At 63.7% G+C, this 22,942-nt stretch carries 22 protein-coding genes and 1 riboswitch; of the genes, 11 read left to right on the top strand and 11 right to left on the bottom strand.

Annotation, left to right across the window (positions count from 1 at the left end; all coding sequences use genetic code 11):
* Positions 1-57 precede the first annotated feature (57 nt).
* Genes petA through ACO07D_RS07745 form a run of 3 tightly spaced genes read left to right on the top strand, consistent with a single transcriptional unit; the run spans position 58 to position 2,770 of the window.
* Positions 58-624 carry a ubiquinol-cytochrome c reductase iron-sulfur subunit gene (gene petA, locus ACO07D_RS07755; RefSeq protein WP_421702385.1) on the top strand — a complete coding sequence of 189 codons (567 nt, stop codon included), beginning with the start codon at positions 58-60 and terminating at the stop codon, positions 622-624.
* Between the two features lie 11 nt (positions 625-635).
* On the top strand, positions 636-1,949 hold the full coding sequence (gene petB / locus ACO07D_RS07750) for a cytochrome b (RefSeq protein WP_421702384.1): 1,314 nt from the start codon (positions 636-638) through the stop codon (positions 1,947-1,949).
* 14 nt (positions 1,950-1,963) lie between these two features.
* Positions 1,964-2,770 (top strand): cytochrome c1, encoded by an 807-nt coding sequence (locus ACO07D_RS07745; protein ID WP_421702383.1) that lies wholly within the window; start codon positions 1,964-1,966, stop codon positions 2,768-2,770.
* A 63-nt stretch (positions 2,771-2,833) separates the two neighbouring features.
* Here ACO07D_RS07745 and ACO07D_RS07740 read toward each other — a convergent pair whose 3' ends face one another.
* The 3 genes from ACO07D_RS07740 to thiB are packed head-to-tail and all read right to left on the bottom strand — an operon-like array spanning position 2,834 to position 6,025.
* A complete protein-coding gene (locus ACO07D_RS07740) occupies positions 2,834-3,526 on the bottom strand; it encodes an ATP-binding cassette domain-containing protein (RefSeq protein ID WP_421702382.1) in 693 nt (230 codons plus the stop codon).
* Positions 3,513-5,051, bottom strand: a complete 1,539-nt coding sequence (locus ACO07D_RS07735) for a thiamine/thiamine pyrophosphate ABC transporter permease ThiP (protein WP_421702381.1) — start codon at positions 5,049-5,051, stop codon at positions 3,513-3,515. Before ACO07D_RS07735 ends, ACO07D_RS07740 begins: the two co-directional genes overlap by 14 nt.
* The gene (gene thiB / locus ACO07D_RS07730; protein ID WP_421702380.1) at positions 5,048-6,025 is read right to left on the bottom strand and encodes a thiamine ABC transporter substrate binding subunit; all 978 of its coding nucleotides are present in this window, start codon (positions 6,023-6,025) and stop codon (positions 5,048-5,050) included. The genes ACO07D_RS07735 and thiB overlap by 4 nt, the downstream gene beginning before the upstream one ends.
* 27 nt (positions 6,026-6,052) lie before the next feature.
* Positions 6,053-6,158: riboswitch (TPP riboswitch) on the bottom strand.
* Positions 6,159-6,255: 97 nt separating this feature from the next.
* On the opposite strand from thiB, the gene ACO07D_RS07725 reads away from it, so the two are divergent.
* Together ACO07D_RS07725 and aroC are read left to right on the top strand one after the other, a co-directional pair.
* Entirely contained in the window at positions 6,256-7,209 is a 954-nt protein-coding gene (locus ACO07D_RS07725; protein ID WP_421702379.1) for a DMT family transporter, read from the top strand.
* 53 nt (positions 7,210-7,262) lie between these two features.
* Positions 7,263-8,366 (top strand): chorismate synthase, encoded by a 1,104-nt coding sequence (aroC, locus tag ACO07D_RS07720; RefSeq protein ID WP_421702378.1) that lies wholly within the window; start codon positions 7,263-7,265, stop codon positions 8,364-8,366.
* A gap of 73 nt (positions 8,367-8,439) precedes the next feature.
* Here aroC and ACO07D_RS07715 read toward each other — a convergent pair whose 3' ends face one another.
* From ACO07D_RS07715 to ACO07D_RS07685, 7 genes are all read right to left on the bottom strand, one after another.
* On the bottom strand, positions 8,440-8,850 hold the full coding sequence (locus ACO07D_RS07715) for a thioredoxin family protein (protein ID WP_421702377.1): 411 nt from the start codon (positions 8,848-8,850) through the stop codon (positions 8,440-8,442).
* A 12-nt stretch (positions 8,851-8,862) separates the two neighbouring features.
* Complete coding sequence (locus ACO07D_RS07710; protein ID WP_421702376.1) at positions 8,863-9,576, bottom strand: cytochrome c biogenesis CcdA family protein; 714 nt, start codon at positions 9,574-9,576, stop codon at positions 8,863-8,865.
* A gap of 56 nt (positions 9,577-9,632) precedes the next feature.
* Positions 9,633-10,508, bottom strand: a complete 876-nt coding sequence (locus tag ACO07D_RS07705; RefSeq protein WP_421702375.1) for a DMT family transporter — start codon at positions 10,506-10,508, stop codon at positions 9,633-9,635.
* Between the two features lie 177 nt (positions 10,509-10,685).
* Positions 10,686-10,973, bottom strand: a complete 288-nt coding sequence (locus ACO07D_RS07700) for an HU family DNA-binding protein (protein WP_421702374.1) — start codon at positions 10,971-10,973, stop codon at positions 10,686-10,688.
* A 161-nt stretch (positions 10,974-11,134) separates the two neighbouring features.
* Complete coding sequence (locus ACO07D_RS07695; RefSeq protein ID WP_421702373.1) at positions 11,135-12,619, bottom strand: AMP nucleosidase; 1,485 nt, start codon at positions 12,617-12,619, stop codon at positions 11,135-11,137.
* On the bottom strand, positions 12,616-14,421 hold the full coding sequence (gene ade, locus ACO07D_RS07690; protein ID WP_421702372.1) for an adenine deaminase: 1,806 nt from the start codon (positions 14,419-14,421) through the stop codon (positions 12,616-12,618). Before ade ends, ACO07D_RS07695 begins: the two co-directional genes overlap by 4 nt.
* 30 nt (positions 14,422-14,451) lie before the next feature.
* Positions 14,452-15,327 carry a LysR substrate-binding domain-containing protein gene (locus ACO07D_RS07685; protein ID WP_421702371.1) on the bottom strand — a complete coding sequence of 292 codons (876 nt, stop codon included), beginning with the start codon at positions 15,325-15,327 and terminating at the stop codon, positions 14,452-14,454.
* A 99-nt stretch (positions 15,328-15,426) separates the two neighbouring features.
* On the opposite strand from ACO07D_RS07685, the gene ACO07D_RS07680 reads away from it, so the two are divergent.
* The 5 genes from ACO07D_RS07680 to ACO07D_RS07660 are packed head-to-tail and all read left to right on the top strand — an operon-like array spanning position 15,427 to position 20,757.
* The gene (locus ACO07D_RS07680; protein ID WP_421702370.1) at positions 15,427-16,182 is read left to right on the top strand and encodes a class II aldolase and adducin N-terminal domain-containing protein; all 756 of its coding nucleotides are present in this window, start codon (positions 15,427-15,429) and stop codon (positions 16,180-16,182) included.
* 4 nt (positions 16,183-16,186) lie between these two features.
* Positions 16,187-17,029, top strand: a complete 843-nt coding sequence (locus tag ACO07D_RS07675; RefSeq protein WP_421702369.1) for a 3-methyl-2-oxobutanoate hydroxymethyltransferase — start codon at positions 16,187-16,189, stop codon at positions 17,027-17,029.
* Positions 17,008-18,324 carry a M24 family metallopeptidase gene (locus ACO07D_RS07670; RefSeq protein WP_421702368.1) on the top strand — a complete coding sequence of 439 codons (1,317 nt, stop codon included), beginning with the start codon at positions 17,008-17,010 and terminating at the stop codon, positions 18,322-18,324. Before ACO07D_RS07675 ends, ACO07D_RS07670 begins: the two co-directional genes overlap by 22 nt.
* A 22-nt stretch (positions 18,325-18,346) precedes the next feature.
* Entirely contained in the window at positions 18,347-19,372 is a 1,026-nt protein-coding gene (locus tag ACO07D_RS07665; protein WP_421702367.1) for a sterol desaturase family protein, read from the top strand.
* Positions 19,369-20,757: a sulfatase-like hydrolase/transferase gene (locus ACO07D_RS07660; RefSeq protein ID WP_421702366.1), complete on the top strand. Its 1,389-nt coding sequence runs from the start codon at positions 19,369-19,371 to the stop codon at positions 20,755-20,757. The genes ACO07D_RS07665 and ACO07D_RS07660 overlap by 4 nt, the downstream gene beginning before the upstream one ends.
* 3 nt (positions 20,758-20,760) lie before the next feature.
* On the opposite strand, the gene ACO07D_RS07655 is transcribed toward ACO07D_RS07660, so the two are convergent.
* A complete protein-coding gene (locus tag ACO07D_RS07655) occupies positions 20,761-21,699 on the bottom strand; it encodes a GlxA family transcriptional regulator (protein ID WP_421702365.1) in 939 nt (312 codons plus the stop codon).
* 78 nt (positions 21,700-21,777) lie between these two features.
* On the opposite strand from ACO07D_RS07655, the gene ACO07D_RS07650 reads away from it, so the two are divergent.
* Positions 21,778-22,938, top strand: a complete 1,161-nt coding sequence (locus ACO07D_RS07650) for an acyl-CoA dehydrogenase family protein (protein WP_421702364.1) — start codon at positions 21,778-21,780, stop codon at positions 22,936-22,938.
* Positions 22,939-22,942: the final 4 nt, after the last annotated feature.

Below are 22,942 nucleotides of genomic sequence, written 5' to 3'. Positions count from 1 at the left end.
AGCGCGGCCTTCCGTCGTGTCGGTCGCGAAAAGCGACCTAGCTAGGGAGATGCGAACGTGTCACACGCTGACGACCAAGGGGGAACCCGTCGGGATTTCCTGTACTATGCCACCGGCGGGACCGCCGCCGTGGCGACCGGGGCTGCTGTCTGGCCTCTCGTCCACCAGATGAACCCTTCGGCTGACGTGAAAGCGCTCAGCTCGATCCGGGTTGACGTCTCGGGTGTCGAAGTGGGCAGCCAGATCACCGCCCTTTGGCTGGGCAAGCCGGTGTTTATTCGCCGCCGCACCGCCGAGGAAATCGAGCGCGCCCGCGCCGAGAACAATGCCTCCGACATGATCGACGTGCTGGCCCGCAACGACAACCGCGATCCCGCACTGTCGGCTGACGACCAGAACCGCGCCATGGACGAAGCCGGTGAATGGCTGGTCATGATGGGTGTCTGCACCCACTTGGGCTGTGTGCCCCTGGGCGATGGCGCCGGTGACTACGGCGGGTGGTACTGCCCCTGCCACGGCTCGCACTACGACACCTCGGGCCGCATCCGCAAAGGCCCGGCACCCGAAAACCTGCCAGTTCCCGTCGCCGAGTTCGTCGACGAAACGACGATCAAGCTGGGCTAAGGGAGGCGCACATGTCCGGAATTCCGCACGATCATTACGAACCCAAGACGGGTATCGAGAAATGGCTGCATCAGCGCCTGCCCATCGTTGGCATGGCCTATGACACGCTGATGATTCCCACCCCCAAGAACCTGAACTGGTGGTGGATCTGGGGCATCGTCCTGGCGTTCTGCCTGGTGCTGCAGATTGTCACCGGCATCATCCTGGTGATGCATTATACCCCGCATGTGGACCTGGCCTTTGCCAGCGTTGAACATATCATGCGTGACGTGAACGGCGGGCATATGCTGCGCTATATCCACGCCAACGGCGCCTCGCTGTTCTTCGTGGCCGTCTATATCCACATCTTCCGTGGCCTGTTCTACGGCTCCTACAAGGCGCCGCGCGAAGTGACATGGATCATCGGCATGCTGATCTATCTGATGATGATGGGCACCGCCTTCATGGGCTACGTTCTGCCCTGGGGTCAGATGTCCTTCTGGGGCGCGACCGTGATCACCGGCCTGTTCGGCGCCATCCCGTTCATCGGTGAGCCGATCCAGACCTGGCTGCTTGGCGGCCCGGCGGTGGGCAACGCGACGCTGAACCGCTTCTTCTCGCTGCACTACCTGCTGCCCTTCGTGATCGCCGCCCTGGTGGCACTGCACATCTGGGCCTTCCACCACACGGGCAACAACAACCCGACCGGTGTCGAAGTGCGCCGTGGATCGAAAGAGGAAGCCGCGAAGGATACCCTGCCCTTCTGGCCCTATTTCGTGATCAAGGATCTGTTCGCCCTGTCGCTGATCCTGCTGGTGTTCTTCGCGATCGTCGGTTTCATGCCGAACTACCTGGGTCACCCGGACAACTATATCGAGGCGAACGCCCTGGCGACGCCTGCGCATATCGTGCCTGAATGGTATTTCCTACCGTTCTACGCGATCCTGCGTGCCTTTACCGCCGATGTCTGGGCCGTTCAGTTCGTCAGCTTCATCACCGGCGGCATCGTCGATGCGAAGTTCTTCGGCGTGCTGGCCATGTTCGGCGCCATCGCGGTTATGGCCCTGGCCCCGTGGCTCGACACTTCGTCGGTGCGTTCGGGCCAGTACCGTCCGCAGTTCCGCTGGTGGTATCGCCTGCTGATCGTCGACTTCATCGTGCTGATGTGGGTTGGCGCGCGCGACACCGAGTTCCCGCATGACTGGATCTCGCTGATCGGTGCGACCTACTGGTTCGCCTACTTCCTGGTCATCCTGCCGATCCTGGGCCTCATCGAGAAGCCCGAGACCCCGCCGGCGACCATCGAGGAAGACTTCAACGCCCACTATCCCGGCGCAGCCGAGTGAGAGGATCTAGCAACATGATCAAGAAACTCACAGCAACCGCCCTTACGGCTCTGACCCTGACTGCCGGTGGCGCACTCGCCGCCGGTGGCGGCGGGGAAATCCACGACGAGCAGTTCTCGTTCGAAGGGCCCTTCGGCACCTATGACCAGAACCAGCTGCAACGCGGGCTGAAGGTCTATACGGAGATCTGTGCCTCCTGCCACGGCCTGAAGTTCGTGCCTCTGCGCACGCTGGCCGATGAAGGCGGTGTCGGGTTCACCGAAGACCAGGTGCGCGCATTTGCGGCCGAGAACTTCGAGATCTGGGATCCGTCGCTGGAAGATGGCGAAGGTGACTTCCGCCCGGCCAAGCCGGTGGATCACTTCCCGGCGAACACTTCGGCCGGCGCCCCGGACCTCAGCCTGATGGCGAAGGCACGCGCAGGGTTCTCCGGCCCGGCAGGCACCGGCCTGAACCAGCTGGTGCGCGGAATCGGTGGTGCGGAATATATCGCCGCCTTCCTGGCCGGGTATACCGGAGAAGAGACGGAAGTCGCGGGCAATATCCTTTATGGAAACACCGCCTTCCCGGGTGGCTGGACCGCCATGGCCCCGCCGCTCTATGGCGAGGATGTCGAGTTCGATGACGGCCATGCCAACGACCTGCACCACGAGGCGGTCGACGTCGCGGCCTTCCTGATGTGGGCCGCCGAGCCCAAGATGATGGCCCGCCAGCAGGCCGGTTTCGTCGCCGTCATGCTGCTGACCCTGCTGACTGTTCTGCTCTACCTGACGAACAAGAAGCTCTGGGCGCCGCACAAGGGCAAGAAGCTGGACCTGTGATCCGCGTCACATGAGACACGAAAGGGCGTCCCACGGGGCGCCCTTTTCTTTTGCCGATTGCCGTTAATCTCGGCCCAGATAGTCGCGCAGCGCCTCGGGCGGGTTGGCAAAGATCTGATCCGTCGGCACCGGCACATGGGCGCGCCCTTCGGCGACCAGCACCACGTGATCGGCGATCAGGCGGGCGTCCTCGGGCTCGTGGCTGACCATCATCAGCGTCGCGCCGGTCTCATTCAACAGCTCTGCCACCAGCGACAGCATCTCGGCCTTCAGGGCCGGTCCCAGCGCACCGAAGGGTTCGTCGAGCAACAGCACCGGCCGGTCGCGCAGCAGAACCCGGGCCAGCGCCACACGAGCCACCTGACCACCAGAAAGGCGGCCTGGCTTGCGCGCGCCGTACCCGTTCAAACCGACGCGCTCCAACGCCCCATCGACCCGCTTGCGGTCCTCCGTGGACAGCCGCAGAGATGGGTTGAGCCCGAGTGCAACATTGTCGAAGGCGCTGAGGTGCGGAAACAGGTTGTTGTCCTGAAACACCATGCTGATCGGCCGTTTCGCGGGGGTGGTCGGCATGGGCGCGCCATCCCACAGCACCCGGCCCTGCACCAGCTGAAATCCGGCGATCGCGCCCAACAGCGTGGATTTGCCAGCCCCGGACGGACCCAGCACGGCAACCCGCGCACCGGTGGGCACGGTCAGATCGGCAGAAAGGGCAAACCCCTCCATCTCGACGCGCATGTTCTCAAGCGTCAGCATCCACGCGTCCTCCTCGGTCGAAGATCCAGAAAATCGCCAATGACAGCGCCAGCAGCAACAGCCCCGCCGCCGCCGCATCATCCATGCGGTAGGCCCCCATCAGGCGATACATCTGCAAGGGCAGCGTCGCGGTCTGCGGGTCGGCGAACATGGTGATGACGCCCAGGTCCCCCATGCTCAGCGCGGCGGCCAGCCCGCCTGCAAAGCCCAGCGGACGGCGCAGGCGTGGCAACCACAGCCGCCTGAGCCGCGCCCAGCCGGTCAGGCCCATCTGATCGGCCAGGGGCCCGAAATTCGTCTCTATCCCGGCCAAGGCGGGGGTCAGGGAACGCAAGGCAAAGGGCAGCGCCATGGCCGCATTCACCAGCGCGGTGACCGGCAGTGCCAGGGCGAAAGGGTCCATGATCGGGAAGACAATGACGAAGAGCCCGGTGCCGATCACCAGCGGCGAGGCGGCAATCGTCAAATAGCCCACGCCCTCGATCAGGGCCGATCCGCGCTTCACGGCGAGGGCAGCAATCGGCAGGGCGAGAGTCAGGCATAGGAGCGCGGAGGAAAGCGAGACGATGATCGACAGGCCCGCGGCCTCAATCACCGCAGAAGGCAGCGACAAAAGCTCCGGCACGCCCCGCGCGACGATCATCGACAGAGGCAGTACCAGAAACAACGCAGCCAGGGCGATGCAGGCTCCATCTTGCACCACCAGCCAACCGCCCCCATCCCAGCGCGTCACGGCGCGGTCCAGCCCGCTGCCCATGCCGCCAGGGATGGCAACACGAAAGGCGATCAGGGCCGCGCCTGCGCTCATGGCGAATTGCACCAGCGCCAGCAGAGCGGCCTTGCCAAGGTCGAAGTCGAAGCGGAAGGCCTGGTAGATGGCGAGCTCCACTGTCGTGGCGCGCGGGCCACCGCCCAGGGCCAGAGCCACGGCGAAGGAGGTCAGGCAGATGAGGAAGATCACTAGCAGTGCGCCGGGCACCACCTCGCGCAGCATCGGGCGTTCGAGCACGCGGAAGGTGTCGGCGGGGGTAAAGCCCAAGGACGCGGCGAGGCGGAAGCGTTCGGCGGGGATCGCCAGCCAGCCTTGCAGGATCAGCCGCGTCGCCAGCGGCAGGTTGAAGAAGACATGGGCGATGATGACGCCGTGCCAGCCATAGATGGAAACAGGCTCTAATCCAGCCCAAATCAAGATCTGGGACAGGATGCCCGCCCGTCCGAAAACCGCCAGCAGGCCCAGGACGGCCACGATCACTGGAAGGATGAAGGGCGCACCCAGAAGGGTGATCAGGATGCCCCGCCCGGGGAAGCTGCGACGCGCAAGCGCGCGGGCTACGGGCGCCGCCAGGGCGACCGACAGCGCGGCTGACAGCACCGCCTGCCACAGGGTGAAACGGATCGCGGCCCAGTCGGCGGGGCCAAACCCGCCCGCCCCTTCTGCCCGCCAGGCAACCGCCACCAGCGTGCCCAGCGTCAGGCAGACCACCACCCCCAGCGCGAGGGCGCCAAGGGTGGTGGTGCGTGTCATTTGGCCGAAGCCGCCAGCCATTCGGCCAGCGCCGCGTCACGCACCGCATTCGCATCGGCGGCCGGTACAATCAGAGCCTTTTCCGGCTGGATCAGGGTCGAAAAACCCTCCGGCAGGCCACCCACCGGGGTCACTGCCGGATACATCCAGTTGGTGGTCGGGATGATCGACTGGAACGCGTCCGAGCCCACGAAAGCCAGGAACTGATCGGCCAGCTCGGGCACATCCGTCGAGGCAATCTTGCCCGCTACTTCGATCTGCATGTAGTGGCCGTCCGAAAAGGCCGCAGCGGATTTCGAACCGTCTTCCTCGGCAATCAGGTGATAGGCCGGCGAGGTGGTGTAGGAGAGCACCATGTCGGCCTCGCCCTCCAGGAACATGCCATAGGCCTCGGACCAACCCTTGGTGACGGTCACGACCTGGTCGTTCAGCGAAGCCCAAGCCTCGCCCGCCTGGTCGCCATAGACCGATTTCACCCACAGCAGCAGGCCCAGACCGGGGGTCGAGCTGCGCGGATCCTGGATCACGATGGACAACTCGCTGTCGGCCAGTTCGGCGAAGGATTTGGGCGGGTTAGTGACCTTGGTGTTGTCGTAGACGAAGGCGAAATAGCCCCAATCGTAGGGCACGAAGGTCGGGTCGGTCCACTCGACCGGCAAGGCCCAGTCGCCAGTCACGCCATGGGCCGCGAACAGACCCGTGGCCTCGGCCGCCGCCGTCAGGTTGGTGTCGATGCCCAGCACCACGTCAGCATTGGTGCGCGCGCCTTCAAGCTTCAGGCGCGAAAGCAGCTCAGCGCCGTCACCAACGGCCACGAACTCCAGGTCGCAGCCGCATTCGGCCTCGAACGCGGCCTCGACCGCCGGGCCCGGGCCCCATTCCGAGGTAAAGCTGTCATAGGTGTAGACGGTCAGGGTGTCGGCCTGCGCGGCCGTCGCCATCAGGGCGCCTGCGATAACGGGAAGGGTCTTCATCTCATCCTCCATTTCGCCGGACGGTGTTCGGGTGAGGATCACCTTCCCTCCGCCGGTCTTAACCGGTTCAGGTTCTACGGGTTCGCGATTGCGCATCTCAGCCGGGAAATCCCAGGCACCCCGAGGTTCGTTCTCTGTGAACCTTTGCGCCCTCAAAGGCAAGCCCCTTGACGTCGGTCGCGTTTGGCGCAATGTGAGCGGTAACAACCCCAAAACGCCGGAACAGACCCATGTCCGAGACCTCCCAATCGCCCCTCAAGGGCCTGGGCGCCGCCTTTGGTGCTTTCGCGCTTTTCGCCACGCATGATGCGATCATCAAGGCCTTGGGCATGGAGTACGCGGTGTTCCAGATCATCTTCTTCGCGATGCTCTTTGCCTTCGTGCCCATGGCAGTGGTAATGCTGGCGGACCGGCAGGTGGACAATTTCCGCCCGCACCATCCCTGGCTGATCCTGGGACGCGCGGCGATGACGGTGCTGGCGATGGCCTCGGCCTTCTATGCCTTTACCGTACTGCCGCTGGCCGAGACCTATGCGCTGCTGTTCGCCACGCCTTTGCTGATCACCGCGCTATCGGCGCTGCTGCTGGGGGAAAAAGTGCGCCTACAACGCTGGGGGGCGGTAATCGTCGGGCTTGTTGGCGTGATCGTTGTCCTGCGGCCCGGGGTGACGCAAATCAGCTTCGGCCACCTATGCGCATTGACGGCGGCGGTGGCGTCGAGCTTCGGTTCCATCATCGTGCGCAAGATCGGGGGCGAGGAACGCTCGGCCGTCATGATCCTTTACCCGATGCTGGCGGCGATCCTGGCGATGGGGGTGATGTTGCCCTTTGTCTACAAACCGATGGACCTGCCGGATCTTGGCATGGCAGCCTCGGTCGGGCTTTTGTCGGTCATCGCACAAGGCGGGATCATCATGGCCTATCGCGCGGCCCCTGCCGCCGTGGTTGCGCCCACGCAGTATTCGCAGATCATCTGGGCCGCGCTCTTCGGCGCGCTGTTCTTTTCCGAACGTCCGGACATGTGGGTGGCTGTCGGCGCGGGGATCATCATTGCCTCGGGCATCTTCATCGTCTGGCGCGAAGCCCGGCCCGCAGTGTCCAACCGCAACCCGGTCCTGCGCAACCCGAACCCGCGTTATGACGCCGGTCCCAGCCCGAAACCGAAACACCGCCGCCCAAGCTGACTTTTCAACGGCGCGCCAAGCCGCTATCACGCTGGCGAACAAGGAGCACGCCCATGTCGATGAACAGCTTTGGACACCTCTTCCGCGTCACCACCTGGGGCGAAAGCCACGGGCCTGCTCTGGGGGCAACAGTGGATGGCTGCCCGCCGGGCGTGGCGCTGGAACCCGAGATGCTCCAGGTCTGGCTGGACAAGCGCCGCCCGGGTCAGGACAAGAACATGACCCAGCGCAACGAGGCGGACGAGGTGCGCATCCTGTCCGGCGTGTATGAGGGCAAGACCACCGGCACGCCGATCCAACTGATGATCGAGAACACCGATCAGCGGTCGAAGGACTATGGCGAGATCGAAAAGACCTTCCGCCCTGGACATGCCGATATCACCTATTGGCAGAAATACGGCATCCGCGATCCACGTGGGGGTGGACGCTCATCCGCCCGTGAAACCGCTGCGCGTGTGGCCGCCGGGGGGGTGGCGCGCGAGGTGCTGAAGGCGCTGGTGCCGGGGCTTGAGGTCAAGGGTTATATGACCCAGATGGGCGAGCTGCACCTGGACCGGTCCAAGTTCGACTGGGATGCGATTGACACGAACCCGTTCTGGCTGCCCGATGCTTCCGCCGCGAAGGACTGGGAAGCCTATCTGCAAAAGATCCGCACGGATGAGAACGACTCGGTTGGCGCCGCGATTGAGGTCGTCGTGCGCGGTGCACCCGCAGGCCTGGGCGCGCCGGTCTATGCGAAGCTCGACACTGATCTGGCCGCCGCGATGATGTCGATCAACGCCGTGAAGGGCGTCGAGATCGGCGAGGGCATGGCCGCCGCCGCCCTGCGCGGCACCACAAATGCGGATGAGATCTTCATGGGGGAAAACGGGCCCGAATACAGCTCGAACCATGCAGGCGGCATCCTGGGCGGGATTTCGACCGGGCAGGATATTGTCGTGCGGTTTGCGGTGAAACCCACAAGCTCGATCCTGACGCCCCGCAAGTCGATCACCAAGGCGGGCGAGCCCATCGAGGTTGTCACCAAAGGCCGCCACGACCCCTGTGTGGGCATCCGTGCCGTGCCCGTGGGCGAAGCCATGGCCGCCTGTGTCGTTCTGGACCACCTGCTGATGGACCGCGCCCAGACCGGTGGAGATCGCGGCAAGATTGGCTAGAGGCCTTCCCGGACCGACGCAAGTAAAAGGGGGCCTGCGTGGCCCCCTCTCTGATTCAGCTGCGTGGACCTGATCAGGCGGTGGCCGCCGCCAGAGCCGTATCCATCAACGCCTTGATGTCCGACTTGCGGGTACCGGCGACGATGCGGCCAAGCTCCTGGTTGCCCTTCAGCACAACGAGCGTCGAGCGGCGCGGGATATTGAGGCTTTGCGCCAGCGCGCCATTGCCGTGGGCATCCCAATCGACATTGATAAAAGTGATCGCGCCGTCATAGGTCGGGTCCTCGGCGCGCAGGGCGTTGATCACACGTTCCTGAGCGGCGCAGGTCGAACACCAGCTTGCCTTGAAGTCCAGAAAAACGGTTTCGCCATTGTCCAGCGCCTGCTGAACCAGACCGGGGGTGTAGTCCATCACCGCGGCGCGGGCGGCAAGCGGGGCCAGGGTGGCACCGGTGGCGAGGGTCAGGAAGGTACGACGTTTCATCAGGGGGACTCCTTACAGGGAAACGGAAAGATCAATCAGCCAGGCGGGCAGGTTGGCGACCGCCCAAGCCTCAAGCATGTGATGGACACGCAGCAGGATGCCGACACCCACAGCGACAAAGACCGCACCCAAGATCGGGCGGGACTTCGCGGCGATAATGCGCATGGTGGCCTGACGGCGCTGGATCGCGGCACGGGCACCATAGCCCAGCACGAGGATGATGGAGGACACGCCCAGCGCAAAGAACACCATGATCGCGGTGGCCCAGCCCAGGCTTTCGCCTTGCGAGGCCAATCCGATGGCGCTGCCCAGGGTCGGGCCGATACAGGGGCTCCAAACCGCGCCCAGAAGCACGCCGCCAAGGAACTGGCCCATCAGGGACGAGCGGTCAACCTCCTCCAGCCCGGCGTCGGCGCGGGCCGAAACACCGGCTGTGGCGGTGGCAAAACGTTCGGACAGGCGCGGGACCAGCAGGACCAGGCCGAAGCCGATCATCAGCACCGCACCCGCATTGGCAATGGTGCCTTCGTGAATGCCAAGGGACCGTCCGGCGACGGTGACGAGCATGCCCAATGTGACGAAAGACAGGCTCATCCCCGTCGCCACTGCCAGGGGGCCAAACCGGCTTGCGTTCAGGGCGGTGGCCAGGACGATGGGCAGCACCGGCAGAACGCAGGGGTTGATCAGGGTCAGAAGCCCTGCGGCATAGGCAAAGACGAGTTCCATGGCGCTACCCTATTCGGGCAGCGGGGAAAGTCACCTCACAAGGGAGGCGCAGCAGTTCACGACTGCGTGGGGTTTTGTTTCGCCAGTTGCACCAACAGAATGCCGACAGTGATCACTGCCACGCCGACCCCATCGAGCCAGCCCAGCGCTTCGCCCAGCAGGACGGCGGCCACGGCGACGCCGAAGAACGGGTTGAGGAAATGGAACGTGGCCGCGCGCACGGCGCCGACGCGGGTAACCAGGGCAAACCAGATCCAAGTTGCCAGCAGACCCGGCCCCAGCACCGTGTAGGTAAAGGCGACGCCCAACTGCCAGCTCCAGGTCACCGTGGGCGTTTCCAGCACGGCAGAGGCGATGGCGAGCGCAAAGGCGCCCACGAACATCTGCAGCCCGACAATCATCATCAGATTGCCGCCCGAACTGGCCGTTCGCACCGACAGGGTGGCGATGGTCAGCGCGGCGGCGGCAATGAAACAGAGCACAACTCCGGTCACATCCACCCCGCCCGACAGGCGCGAGCCCATGATCAGCGTGACCCCGGCAATGCCCAGCGCCAGTCCGATCGCCGCCTGCGGTTTCAGCCGATCGCCAAATATGGTCCACCCGGCAAAGGCCACCATCAGCGGCATGGTCGACGCAATGATCGAGGCCAGCCCGGCTTCGACCCATTGCATCGCAACGAAATTCAGGCCCAGGTAGAGCGCGTTCTGGCACAGGCCGAAGACGATCACCGCACGCCACTGGTTGCGGGTCAGGTGCCAGTTCTGCCCCAGCGCCTTGGCGATCGCCACGCCGATCAGGCCCGAAATCAGGAAGCGCACCGCAAGCGAGCCCATCGGTGGCGCGTAGGTGACGATCACCCTGGCCGAGGTAAAGGCCGAGCTCCAGAGAAAGGCAAAACCCAGCCCCATGAAGATTGCGCGCAGGTCCATTCCAAACTCCATGAGAACAAGGGCCGCCAAGTCGTGCGAGACTTTCCCAGTTCCCGGCAAATGGCAATGGCAGTTCTTCTGACTTCGCGCATAAGATTTTTTGCTCGCCTCGCGCATGCGGGCAACGAAAAAGGGCCGCCCGGAGGCGACCCTTTGACGAATTCCGTTGATCCGGACTTAGCCGTTCACACTGTCCTTCAGCGCTTTGGCGATGGTCATTTTCACGACCTTGTCGGCGTCCTTGTGGATCTGTTCGCCGGTGGCAGGGTTGCGCACCATGCGGGCCGGACGCTCACGGCAATAGATCTTGCCAACACCCGGAAGGGTCACGGCACCGCCGCCCGACACTTCGTTGGTGATGATCGACACGATGCCGTCCAGCGCGGCCGAAGCGGCCTTCTTGTCAGCGCCCATTTCTTCGGCCAGAGCGGCCACCAGTTGGGTTTTGGTCATCGGTTTTGCCATGTAAGTAACTCCTCGTTGGCCCCCTATACTGGGGTTAGATTGCGCGCATTAAACTGGATATGGTTGACCTACACAATCATTAGTGTTCCGAAATTTGACCAAATCGGCAGGTTTTCCCCTGTTTTTTAGGGTTGACCCCGCGTCAATCCACCCCGGAGCCCTTACAGGAAGGCCGTTTCCTCGAAACTGCGCAACTTCCGGCTGTGGATACGTTCAAGCGGCATGCCCCTCAAGATCTCCATCGCGCGGATGCCGATCAGCAGATGTCGGCCCACCTGGTCCTTGTAGAAATCAGACGCCATGCCGGGCAGTTTCAGCTCCCCATGCAAGGGTTTGTCGGACACGCAGAGCAGCGTGCCATAAGGCACGCGGAACCTGAAGCCGTTGGCGGCGATGGTCGCGCTTTCCATGTCGAGCGCGATGGCGCGCGATTGGCTGAGGCGTTGCACCGGACCGGTGTGGTCGCGCAGCTCCCAGTTGCGATTGTCCAGGCTCGCGACTGTGCCGGTTCGCATGATGCGCTTGAGTTCGAAGTCCTCCAGCTCGGTCACGCCCGCCACGGCCTGCTCCAGGCTGCGCTGGATCTCGGCCAGCGGCGGGATCGGGATCCAGATCGGCAGATCGTCATCCAGCACCTTGTCCTCACGTAGGTAGGCATGGGCCAGGACGAAGTCCCCCAACCGCTGCGAGTTACGCAGACCAGCGCAGTGGCCGACCATCAGCCAGGCATGCGGACGCAGGACGGCAATGTGGTCTGTCGCGGTCTTTGCGTTCGACGGACCCACACCGATATTGACCAGCGTGACCCCGGTCCCATCCGGTCGCTTCAGGTGATAGGACGGCATCTGCGGCAGTTTCGCCGGCGCCTCGATCTTGCAATCACAGGTCGTGATCTCGCAATTGCCCGGCCCCACGAAGCTGGTATATCCGCTGTCCGGATCGGCCAGAGCCCGGCGGGCATAGGCCTCGAACTCCTCGACATAGAACTGGTAGTTGGTGAAGAGCACGTGGTTCTGGAAGTGCTCAGGCAGCGTGGCGGTGTAGTGGCTGAGGCGCGCCAGCGAATAATCCACACGCTGCGCCGTAAAGGGTGCCAGTGGGGCTGAGCCATCCTCATGCGTATACCCCAGCCCGTTGACGATATCATCGTGGGTGGTCGCCAGATCCGGCACGTCGAAAACATCTCGCAGCGGGAAGGCCATCGCGCCTTCCTGCGGGACCGTCACGGACGGGTCGTTCGCCACCGCGAAATGTACCGGAATCGGTGTTTGCGAGGGGCCAATCACCACCGGCACGCCGTGGTTTTCCAACAGCAGGCCGATCTGCTGCACCAGGTAGTTCTCGAACAGGTCCGGGCGGGTGATCGTGGTGGAATAGATACCGGGCGCAGACACGTGACCAAAGCTCAGCCGCGTATCGACCTGGGCGTGGCTGGTCGTGGTCAGGCGGATCTCGGGATAAAACGCGCGATACCGCGTCGGGGGCTGCGCGCCATGCACGGTCTGGCTGAAAGTCTCGGCCAGGAAGGCGCAAGCCTGGGCATAAAGCTCCTTCAGCCGGTCCACAGCGGCCTGGGCGTCGGTGAAAACCTCGTGCTCCGCATGGGGCGGGGTCACGACCGGAATACGCAGCTCACTCGCGTTCATGCGGTCTCCTCGAACAGGGATGTGATTTCAAATGTGTTGACGTCGACCAAGCCCAGATCGCTGATACGCAGCTCGGGGATGACCACGAGCGCCAGGAAAGAGTGCTGGATCGACGCGTTGTTCAGGGTGCAACCGCAGGTAAGCATCGCCTCGACAATGGCCTCGGCCTTTTCGGCCACCAGGGGCGCGGGGTCGTCGGACATGAGTCCCGCGACGGGCAGTTCGACCAGCGCCAGCTCCTTGCCGTCCTTGAAGACGCAGATGCCGCCGCCGACCTCGCCCAGACGATTCGCTGCCAGCGCCATGTCACCGTGATCGGTGCCGACCACGATCATGTGGTGGCTGTCATGTGCGACGGTCGAGGCCATGGCCATCTGACCCTGATAACCGAACCCGCTGACGAACCCGTTGACCACGCCACCGGTGCCCTTGTGCCGTTCCACCAGAGCGACCTGCGCCACGTCCTGCGCCTGATCCGGCAGCACGATGCAGTCGGTCACGGACAGACTCGCACGCAGCGCCTTGGTCGGGGCCTGGTTTTCAACAATCCCGATCACCTTGGCGGTAACGGAGTTCGCACCTTCAGGCGCTTCAATGCGGAAATCGGACGGGGTCAGCACCTTGCCCAGATGCATGGTGTTGCGGGCATGGTCAGGCCAGGCAAGGTGTGGGAATTCGACCCTATTCTGGCCGGTTTCGGCCACTTTGATGCCCTTGGCATAGACCGTATTCACCGGCAGGGAACGCAGGTCGTCGGTCAGGATCACATCCGCGCGCCGCCCCGGCGCGATGGAGCCCAGCTCGCGCTCCAATCCAAAATGCGTCGCCGTGTTGATCGTCGCCATCTGCAGCGCGATCAGCGGGTCACAGCCACATTCGATGGCATGGCGCACGGCGCGGTTCATGTGGCCTTCGTTCACCAAAGTGCCGGAGTGGCAATCATCCGTACACAGAATGAAACTGCGCGGGTCCAATCTCTTTTCGGTCACGGCGCTGATCTGTTTTTCGACGTCGAACCAGGCCGAGCCCAGCCGCATCATCACCCGCATCCCCTGACGCACGCGAGCGATGGCATCCTCTTCACAGGTGCCCTCGTGATCGTCCGCCGGGCCGCCCGCCGCATAGGCGTGGAAGTTCGGCCCCAGGTCGGGGCTGGCATAGTGCCCGCCCACGGTCTTGCCCGCGCGCTGGGTCGCCGCAATCTCGGCCAGCATCTTGTCGTCACCATGGATCACGCCAGGGAAATTCATCATCTCGCCCAGCCCGATGATGCCGGGCCAGGTCATTGCCTCGGCCACGTCCTCGGGGGTGATTTCATAGCCCGTGGTCTCCAGCCCCGGCGCAGAAGGCGCGCAGCTGGGCATCTGGGTAAAGATCGAAATGGGCTGGATCAGAGCCTCATCATGCATCAGACGCACGCCTTCGATGCCCAGCACGTTCGCGATCTCATGCGGGTCGACAAACATCGAGGTCGTGCCATGCGGCGTGACCGCACGGGCAAACTCGGCCGGGGTCAGCATGCCACTTTCGATATGCATGTGCCCGTCACATAGGCCAGGGACCAGATATTGCCCCTCGGCCTCGACCACCTCGGTGCCGTCGCCAATACAGTGGCTCGCATCCGGCCCAACATAGGCAAACCGCCCGTCGGCCATCGCCACCTGCCAGTCGAGCACTTCGCGCGTGTGTACATTTACAACACGCCCGCCGCGGATCACCGTATCGGCAGGCGTACGTCCTGCCGCCACCGCCACCAGGCGGGCCGCAGATTCAGGCCATGTTTTGAAATATGTATTCTCCATGGACCAATTGTTCAGCTTTTCCGGTCGGCTTCAAGCCCCCTTCGTGACCTCGGCACGTAACCAGCGTGTGAACGCCTGCGCATGGGGGTTCGCCTCGGCCTGTGGGGTCTGCAGCAGGTAATAGGCCTCGGGCAGCGGGGCGCGGTGGTGGAAGGGGGCAACCAGTTTACCCTCGGCGATGAGCCGCCCGGCAATCATGTCATGGGCCAGGGTCAGTCCCCCACCGGCCTGGGCCACGGCGAGGGTAAAGGTAAAGGTGGTGGCAAAGGTCACGTCCGGATTGGGCCAGATTAGAGACTGTTCCTCGGCCCAACCCGCCCAGCTGCCCAGCATGTTGGTGCAGTCATAAAGCGGTTGGTCGGCGAGCGTTTCCAGGGTGACATCATATCCCGGCGCGCAGACGGGATAGTAGTGATCGCGGGTCAGTAGCTCGGCCCTTGTGCCTTCATCCGGGCGCAGGGAATAGCGGATTTCGACATCCACGCCTTCGGCCATCGAGGCGGGCTCCCACAGCTCGGTCTGGATCTCGAGGTCAATCTCGGGGTGGGCGGCGCGAAAACCGGGTAGGCGCGGGGCCAGCCAGTGGATCGAGAAGGTAATGTTCGACTGGATGCGCAACAGGTTGGTGCGTCGCCCGGTCACCGCATTGGTCCCACGCCGGAGCGTGCCGAAGGCGTCGCGCACCACGGGCAGATAGGTCAGCCCGGTCGAGGTCAGCTCCAGCGCCTTCGGGCGGCGGTGAAACAGGGGCCGACCCAGGTGGCCCTCCAACGACTTGATCTGCTGGCTCACCGCACTTTGGGTCATGTTCAGCTCGCCCGCCGCGCCAGTAAAGGACAGGTGCCGCGCAGCGGCCTCGAAAGCGCGCAGCCAATTCAGCGGAGGCAGGTTTTGCCGCATATGCATAATCCCATCATAAGTTTGACTAATAGGATGGCCGCGTTTTTTTCATTTGTTAAGTGCTTCGTCGCGCGGCACCGTTTCCAGACGAACAGGGAGACCAAGATGAGCGTCACGAAACTGCGCCCCAACATGGATCATTGGCAGGAACGGGTGGACATGGCCGCCGCCTTCCGCTGGACCGAACGGCTGAACATGCACGAGGGGGTGGCGAACCACTTCTCGCTGGCCGTGAATGACGATGGCTCGCAGTTCCTGATGAATCCGAACCAGATGCATTTCGCGCGGATCCGGGCCTCGGACCTGTTGCTGCTGGATGCGAATGACCCGGAAACGATGTCGAAACCCGGCGCGCCGGACCCGACCGCCTGGGGGCTGCATGGCTCGATCCACCGGCTTTGTCCGCAGGCGCGTTGCGTGATGCATGTGCATTCGATCCACGCGACGGTGCTGGCGTCACTGGCAGATTCGAACCTGCCGCCGATCGATCAGAACACCGCGACCTTCTACAACCGTTATGTGATCGACGATGGGTTCGGTGGGCTGGCCTTCGACGATGAGGGCGCGCGCTGTGCCGCGATGCTGACCGACCCCAAAGTCAAGACGATGATCATGGGCAACCACGGTGTCCTGGTGATCGGTGACGACCCGGCGGATACGTTCAACCGGCTCTACTACTTCGAACGCGCGGCCGAGACCTATATCCGCGCCTTGCAGACCGGTCGGCCGCTGCGCGTTCTGTCCGACGAGATTGCCGAGAAGACCGCGCAGGAGCTGGAGGATTACCCCGGCCAGGCCGAAGCCCACATGCGCGAGATCAAGGCGATCCTGGACGCCGAAGGCTCGACCTACGCGGACTGAACCCATGGCAAAGAACATCTACACATACGGCGGCCACCCGGCACGCCGCAATCTGACTGTTGCCTGCCTGCGGGCGAACAAGGCGGCGGGGGTGAAGATGACCCAGGTCTCGGCGCTGAATGGCGACGAGGCGGCGGCCTGTGCAGCGATGGGCATCGACATGATCACCATTGCGGATGTGGACATTGTCGAGGTGCGGGCAGCGGCGCCCGAAACCTTCGTCACCGGCAGCCAGACCATGGTGCAATACATGACCGAGGACGAGGCGCTGGCGGCCGCGATCCGCTGCGCCGAGGCCGGGGCCGACGCGATCTATACACCGCGCGGGCTGAAGACCATCGAGCGGCTGGCGGGCGAAGGCCTGGCGGTGCAGGGCCACCTGGGCCTGGTTCCGCGCAAATCAACCCTGGTCGGGGGCCTGCGCACTGTCGGCAAGACCGCCGAGGAGGCGCTGCGCCTGTTTCAGGATTTCAAGCGGCTGGAAGACGCAGGCGCCGTGGCAGCCGAGGTGGAATGCGTCGCCGTCGAAGCCCTGCAAGAGATCGGTCCGCGCACCTCCATCGTCACCCATTCCATCGGCGCAGGGTCCGGCGGGGACATCATTTTCTCATTCATGGAGGACATCTGCGGCGACGTGGAAGACCCGCCGCGCCACGCCAAGGCCTGGGGCGATGTGCTTTCGATCCGCAAGGCTCTGGCCGCCGAGCGCGAAAAGGCGCTGACCGGGTTTCGCGAGGACGTGCAATCCGGCGCCTTTCCCGATGCCGCCCACACGGTCGGCATGGCCCCCGGCGAGGAAAACAAGTTCAAGGAGGCCCTGGACCGATGGACGCCCGTACACCAGTGAACGACGCCACCGACTATACCAAGGCGTTCGCCGCCAAACCCCAGCCGCTGACGCTGGAACAGGCCGCGTGGAAGACGCCGCCGATGCAGCTGACCGATACCGAGGGCATGATCGACGTGCCCCGGATGCGGCGCTATCGCCAGAACCGTCTGCGTGAGCAGATGAAGGCGCACGGGTTGGCCGCTGTGATCCTGACCGACCCGCTGTCGATCCGCTATGCCACCGGGGTGCGCAACTGCACCCTGTTCCAGATGCATATCCACGCGGGCTACCTGTTCATGCCCGCCGAAGGGCCAGTGATCTATTTCGATTCGGAGCCCGGGCGGGAAACCGGGGCGCAGTTGGAAACCATCGATGAAATTCGCGACGACCTGATGCCGCTGAGCTACATGTTCGCGGGCTATCGCCACCAGGAATGGTGCGCGAAATGGGCGCGGCAGATGCGGGCGCTGGTGGATGAGCATTGCGGCGGCGAGACACGCATCGGTATCGAACGCACCGCCCCCCTGCCCCACATGGCGCTGGAGGCCGAGGGGCTGACCCTGATCGATGCGGGCGAGGCCCTGGCCCATGCGCGCAAGATCAAGAGCCCGGAAGAAATCCTCTGCATGAACCAGACCATCGCGATCGCCGAAGACGGCATGACGCGCATGCGCAACAACCTGGTCAACGGGATCTCGGAACAGGAGCTATGGAGCCACATGTGGGCCGCCAATATCGAGGGTGGCGGCGAATGGATCGACTATCGTCTGCTGGCCTCGGGCGAGCGCACCAATCCCTGGCAGCAGGAAGCGTCGTCACGCATCATCCGCGCGGGCGATCTTGTGGTGTTCGATTGCGGCATGGTCGGCCCGTGGAGCTACGGCGCCGATATCAGCCGCGCCTATCATTGCGGGCCCGGTCGGCCCAGCGACGAGCAATGCCGCCTCTACCAGCACGCACATGCGGAAATCATGCACAATGCGTCTCTACTCCGGCCCGGGATCAGCTTCCGCGAGCTGATCGACAACCGCTATATCCAGACCGAAGGCTACGGCGACCAGTTCTATCCCTGCATGATGCACGGGCTGGGCATGGCCGATGAATACCCGGTGATCTACTACCCGAAGGACGCGGAATTCCACTACGACGGCCAGCTTGAGGTCGGCATGGTGATCTGCGTTGAAAGCTACGTCGGCAAGATCGGCGGGCACGAGGGCGTGAAGCTCGAAGACCAATATCTCATCACCGATACCGGCGCGATCTGCCTGTCGCGCTACCCGTTCGAAGACGCGCTTCTGTCGCGCGAAGTCTGATCTGGTCAGGGAGGAGAGACCAATGACCGATGCCACCACCCAGATGGGCCAGACCACGGCCCCGCAGGAGCAGATGGAGGATATGAGCCGCGAGTGGAATTACCACCCGGAGCTGCCGCTGGATAACCCGTCGATCTTCAAATGGCCGCCGAACCCCGCCTACCTGGCAGGCTGGCTGGCACGCAACTGGCTGACCCTGTCCGAACGGGTGTTGATGCTGGGCCTGGCGCTCCTGCTCTATTTCTTCTTCTACCCGTCGCTGGAGGCCGCCCAGAGCTTCGCGCTCGGCTGGATCGCCCAGGTCTATGTGGTGAATTTCGCCATCATCGCGCTGACGGCCGGCACGCTGCATTGGTATTTCTACATCCGCAAGGGCCAGGGCAAACGACTGAAATTCGAACGGCGCGAACAGGGGAAGAACAACTCCCTGTGGAACTTCAGCGACCAGGTGAAGGACAACATGTTCTGGTCGCTCGGCTCGGGCGTCGCCCAGCTGACCCTGTTCCAGGTGGTGACCATGTGGCTGATGGCCAACGGCCATACCCCCACAATCACATTCGCCAGCAATCCGATATGGTTCCTCGCCTTCCTGGTGATCATCCCGATGTGGTCGGCCTTCCATTTCTACTGGGTGCATCGGTTGCTGCACCAACCGTTCCTCTACAAGCGGGTGCACGCCCTGCACCACCGCAACGTGAACATCGGACCGTGGAGCGGCTTTTCCATGCATCCGGTGGAACATTTCATCTACCTGACCACGCTCTGCGTGCACTGGGTCGTTGCCAGCCACCCGATTCACCTGATCTTCCACATTGTGTTCCAGGGCCCGGGCGCCGCGATGAGCCACACGGGCTACGAAGACCTGCTGATCAAGGACAAACGCCGCCTGGCTCTTGGCACCTTCTATCACCAGCTGCACCACCGCTATTATGAGTGCAACTACGGCAACCAGGAGATGCCCTGGGACCGCTGGTTCGGCACCTTCCATGACGGATCGCCCGAAGCCACGGCGGAAACCCGGGCACGCAAGAAAAGGATGTTCGGATGAATGTACTATTCCTGATGGTGGACGAGCTCTCCTGGTGGGGGCTCGGCCATATGAACCCGGCGGTCCGGACCCCCAATCTGGACCGTCTTGCCGCGCGCGGGGTGCGGTTCGACGCGGCCTATACGCCTTCGCCCATGTGCGTGCCAACCCGCGCGGCGATTGCCACGGGGCGCTATGTGCACGAGGTCGGGTATTGGTCCTCGGCCGAGGCCTATGACGGGCGCGTACCCAGCTGGGGGCACGTGCTGCGCGACGCAGGCAAGTTGGCCGTGTCGATCGGCAAGCTGCACTATCGCAACGGCACGGATGACACAGGGTTTGCCGAACAGATCGAGCCGATTCACATCCCCGGCGGGCGCGGCTGGGTGCGCGGGCTTCTGCGCCGCCCGGTCTGTTCCTATGACGCCACGGCGGAGCTTGCGCAGATGATCGGCCCCGGCGACAGCGAGTATCTGCAATTTGACCAGCGGGTCACCGCGCGAGCCTGTGAATGGCTGTCTGACCCCGCCCGCCGCAACCAGGACTGGGCCGCTTTCGTCAGCTGGCTATCCCCGCATTACCCGCTGATTGCCCCGCCGGAGTTTTATGACCTCTACGATCCGAAAGACTTCGAGGCCGAGGCTCAGACACCGCCAGATCACCCGATTTTGGCCGAAATAGTCTCTTTCTTTGACCATGACACCCATTTCACGCCGGAAAGCCGCGGCATTGCCATCGCCAGCTACTATGCGCTGTGCAGCTTCATGGATGCGCAGGTGGGTCGGGTTCTGGACGCGTTGGAGGCGGCAGGACTGGATGATACGCTGACCCTGTTCACCTCGGATCATGGCGAGATGCTGGGCGAGAAAGGGTTCTGGACCAAATCCTGCATGTATGAAAGCGCGGCGCGCGTGCCGCTGATCATGTCCGGGCCCGGGATTGCGCCAGGGGTGCGGGTGGACCCGGTCAGCCTGATCGACGCAGCACCGACCATCTGTGCCGCCCTTGGCGTGCTTAGCCGCGCCTTTTCGGGTCACGACCTACGAGCGGAACCGGAAGGATCCCGCACGGTGCTGTCGGAATACCACGACGGCGGGTCGTCGGTTGGGGTCACGCTGGTGCGTTGGATCGAGGGCGACATATCGTGGAAATACGTGCACTACGCCGAGGGTCACCCGCCGCAGCTGTTCAACCTGACCGACGATCCGCGTGAGGAAGACGATCTGGCCGCCTCCCGCCCGGACCTGGTCACCGAAGCGCTGAAACGCCTGTCCCGTTGGATGGACCCGGAGGTCACCAATGCCCGCGCCCACGCCGACCAGGCAACCCGGATCGAAGCCATGGGCGGGCGCGCCGCATTGGAGGCGGAGCCGCAGTGGAACTTCACCCCGGCAGACAGCAAATAGGGTCTATTCCGGCGGAAAACGCATATCGCGCGGAGTTTCCCCGAACTCCGCACGAAAGGCGCGGGTAAAGGCGCTGGCATCCTGATAGCCCGCGCGCAGGGCGACCTCGGCCACGCTCAGGTCGCTCTCCAACACCAGCTTGCGCGCTGCGATCAAACGCAGGCGCTTGTAGATCGCCTGCGGTCCCGCCCCCAGTTCTCGCCGCATCCGTGCCTCCAGGTCCTTCTGACTACGCCCGATCCGCCGCGCGACCTCGCCAATGGGCAGGGGCTCCTCCAGGTTCTCCTGCATCAGCGCTACAGCGCGCGCGACCGACTTGCCGCGGGCCAGCGGCGCATCCTGCGGGCCGGTGGCCTCGGGCGACATGAACAGGGTCGCGACCTCCAACCGCAGGGTCGGCCCATGGGTCGCGCCGATCAGCTCGACCATCAGGTCAAACGCGGCCTGCGCACCGGAACAGGTAATCCGATCACCATCGATCACATGCCGCTTGTGCTGCGCAATAACGTCGGGAAAGGCCTCTTCAAACCGCGCTAGCTCCTCCCAATGAATGGTCGCGCGTCGCCCGTTCAACAGCCCCCCCGTTGCCAGCAACCAAGCGCCGGTGTCGAACCCGGCCAGCACTCCATACCGCCCCGCCGCAGCCCGCAGCGCCCGCAGCACCATCGGCGTGGCATGTCCAACGAAACGGTAGGAGGGCAGCGCGATCAGCATGTCGCCGGTCCCGTCCATCGGTTCCGCCGCCACGGTCATGCCAGACGACGAGGTCGCTGGCGCCCCGTCCACGGAAACGAATCGCCAGTCATACAACCGCCGCCCCGACAGCTGGTTCGCTGCCCGCATCGGTTCGACCGTATTCGCCAGGCACAGGCCCGAGAAATCATCGAACAGAAGCAGGTCCACCTGCTGCGCTGCGGCGTTTTGTTTTTCCCAACTCTGCATGGTTTTTTCTAATCCGGCACGAAAGCCGTATGCAACCCTCTTACGCTAAGTCAAAACCGCGAACAGAAAGGGTTCCCGATGCAGTTTGGTCTGTCCGAAGAACAGGAGATGATCGTCTCGACCGTGCGCAGCTTTGTCGAGAACGAGATCTATCCCCACGAAGCCGAAGTCGAACGCACCGGCCAGGTGCCCCACGCGCTGGGCGAAGAGATCAAACAGAAGTGCATCGACCTGGGCTTCTACGCCTGCAATTTCCCCGAAGAGGTGGGCGGTGCGGGTCTATCCCACCTCGATTTCACCCTGGTGGAGCGCGAATTGGGGCGCGGCTCGATGGCGCTGACCCATTTCTTCGGCCGCCCGCAGAACATTTTGATGGCCTGCAATGACGAGCAGCGCGAACGCTACTTGCTGCCTGCCGTGCGCGGGGAGCGCATGGATGCGCTGGCAATGACCGAACCGGACGCCGGGTCGGACGTGCGCGGCATGAAATGCCAGGCGTTGCGCGATGGGGGCGACTGGGTGGTGAACGGCTCGAAACACTTCATCTCGGGCGCAGAGCATGCGGATTTCTTCATCGTCTTCATCGCCACCGGCGTGGATGAAACCCCGAAAGGTCCGAAGAAGCGCATCACAACCTTCCTGGTCGACCGCGGCACGCCCGGGTTCGAGGTGCGCGAGGGGTACAACTCGGTCAGCCACAAGGGCTACAAGAACTACATCCTGACCTTCGACGATTGCCGCCTGCCCGACGCGCAGGTGCTGGGTGAGGTCGATGGCGGGTTCGCCGTGATGAACGAATGGCTCTACGCCACCCGTCTGACCGTGGCGGCCTTCTGCGTCGGACGTGCGCGGCGCTGCTTTGATTACGCGCTGGAATACTCCGCCGAACGCAAACAGTTCGGCCAGCCAATCGGCAAGTTCCAGGGCGTCGGCTTCCAGATTGCTGACATGATCACCGAGATCGACGCGGCCGACTGGTTGACCCTCTCCGCTGCCTGGCGCCTGGACCAGAACTTACCCTCGAACCGCGAAATCGCCTCGGCGAAACTCTATGCCTCGGAAATGCTGGCGCGAGTCACCGACACAACGTTGCAGATCTTCGGCGGCATGGGGTTGATGGATGACTTCCCGATTGAACGGTTCTGGCGTGATGCACGGGTGGAGCGCATCTGGGACGGGACCAGCGAGATTCAACGCCATATCATCAGCCGCGACCTGCTGCGGCCACTTGGGGCATGAGCGG

The sequence above is a fragment of the Aliiroseovarius sp. genome (assembly GCF_965228805.1).
Taxonomy (GTDB): domain Bacteria; phylum Pseudomonadota; class Alphaproteobacteria; order Rhodobacterales; family Rhodobacteraceae; genus JASBTN01.
The sequence above is the reverse complement of the archived record's forward strand: the minus strand, read 5'-3'. Positions and strand labels throughout refer to the sequence as shown.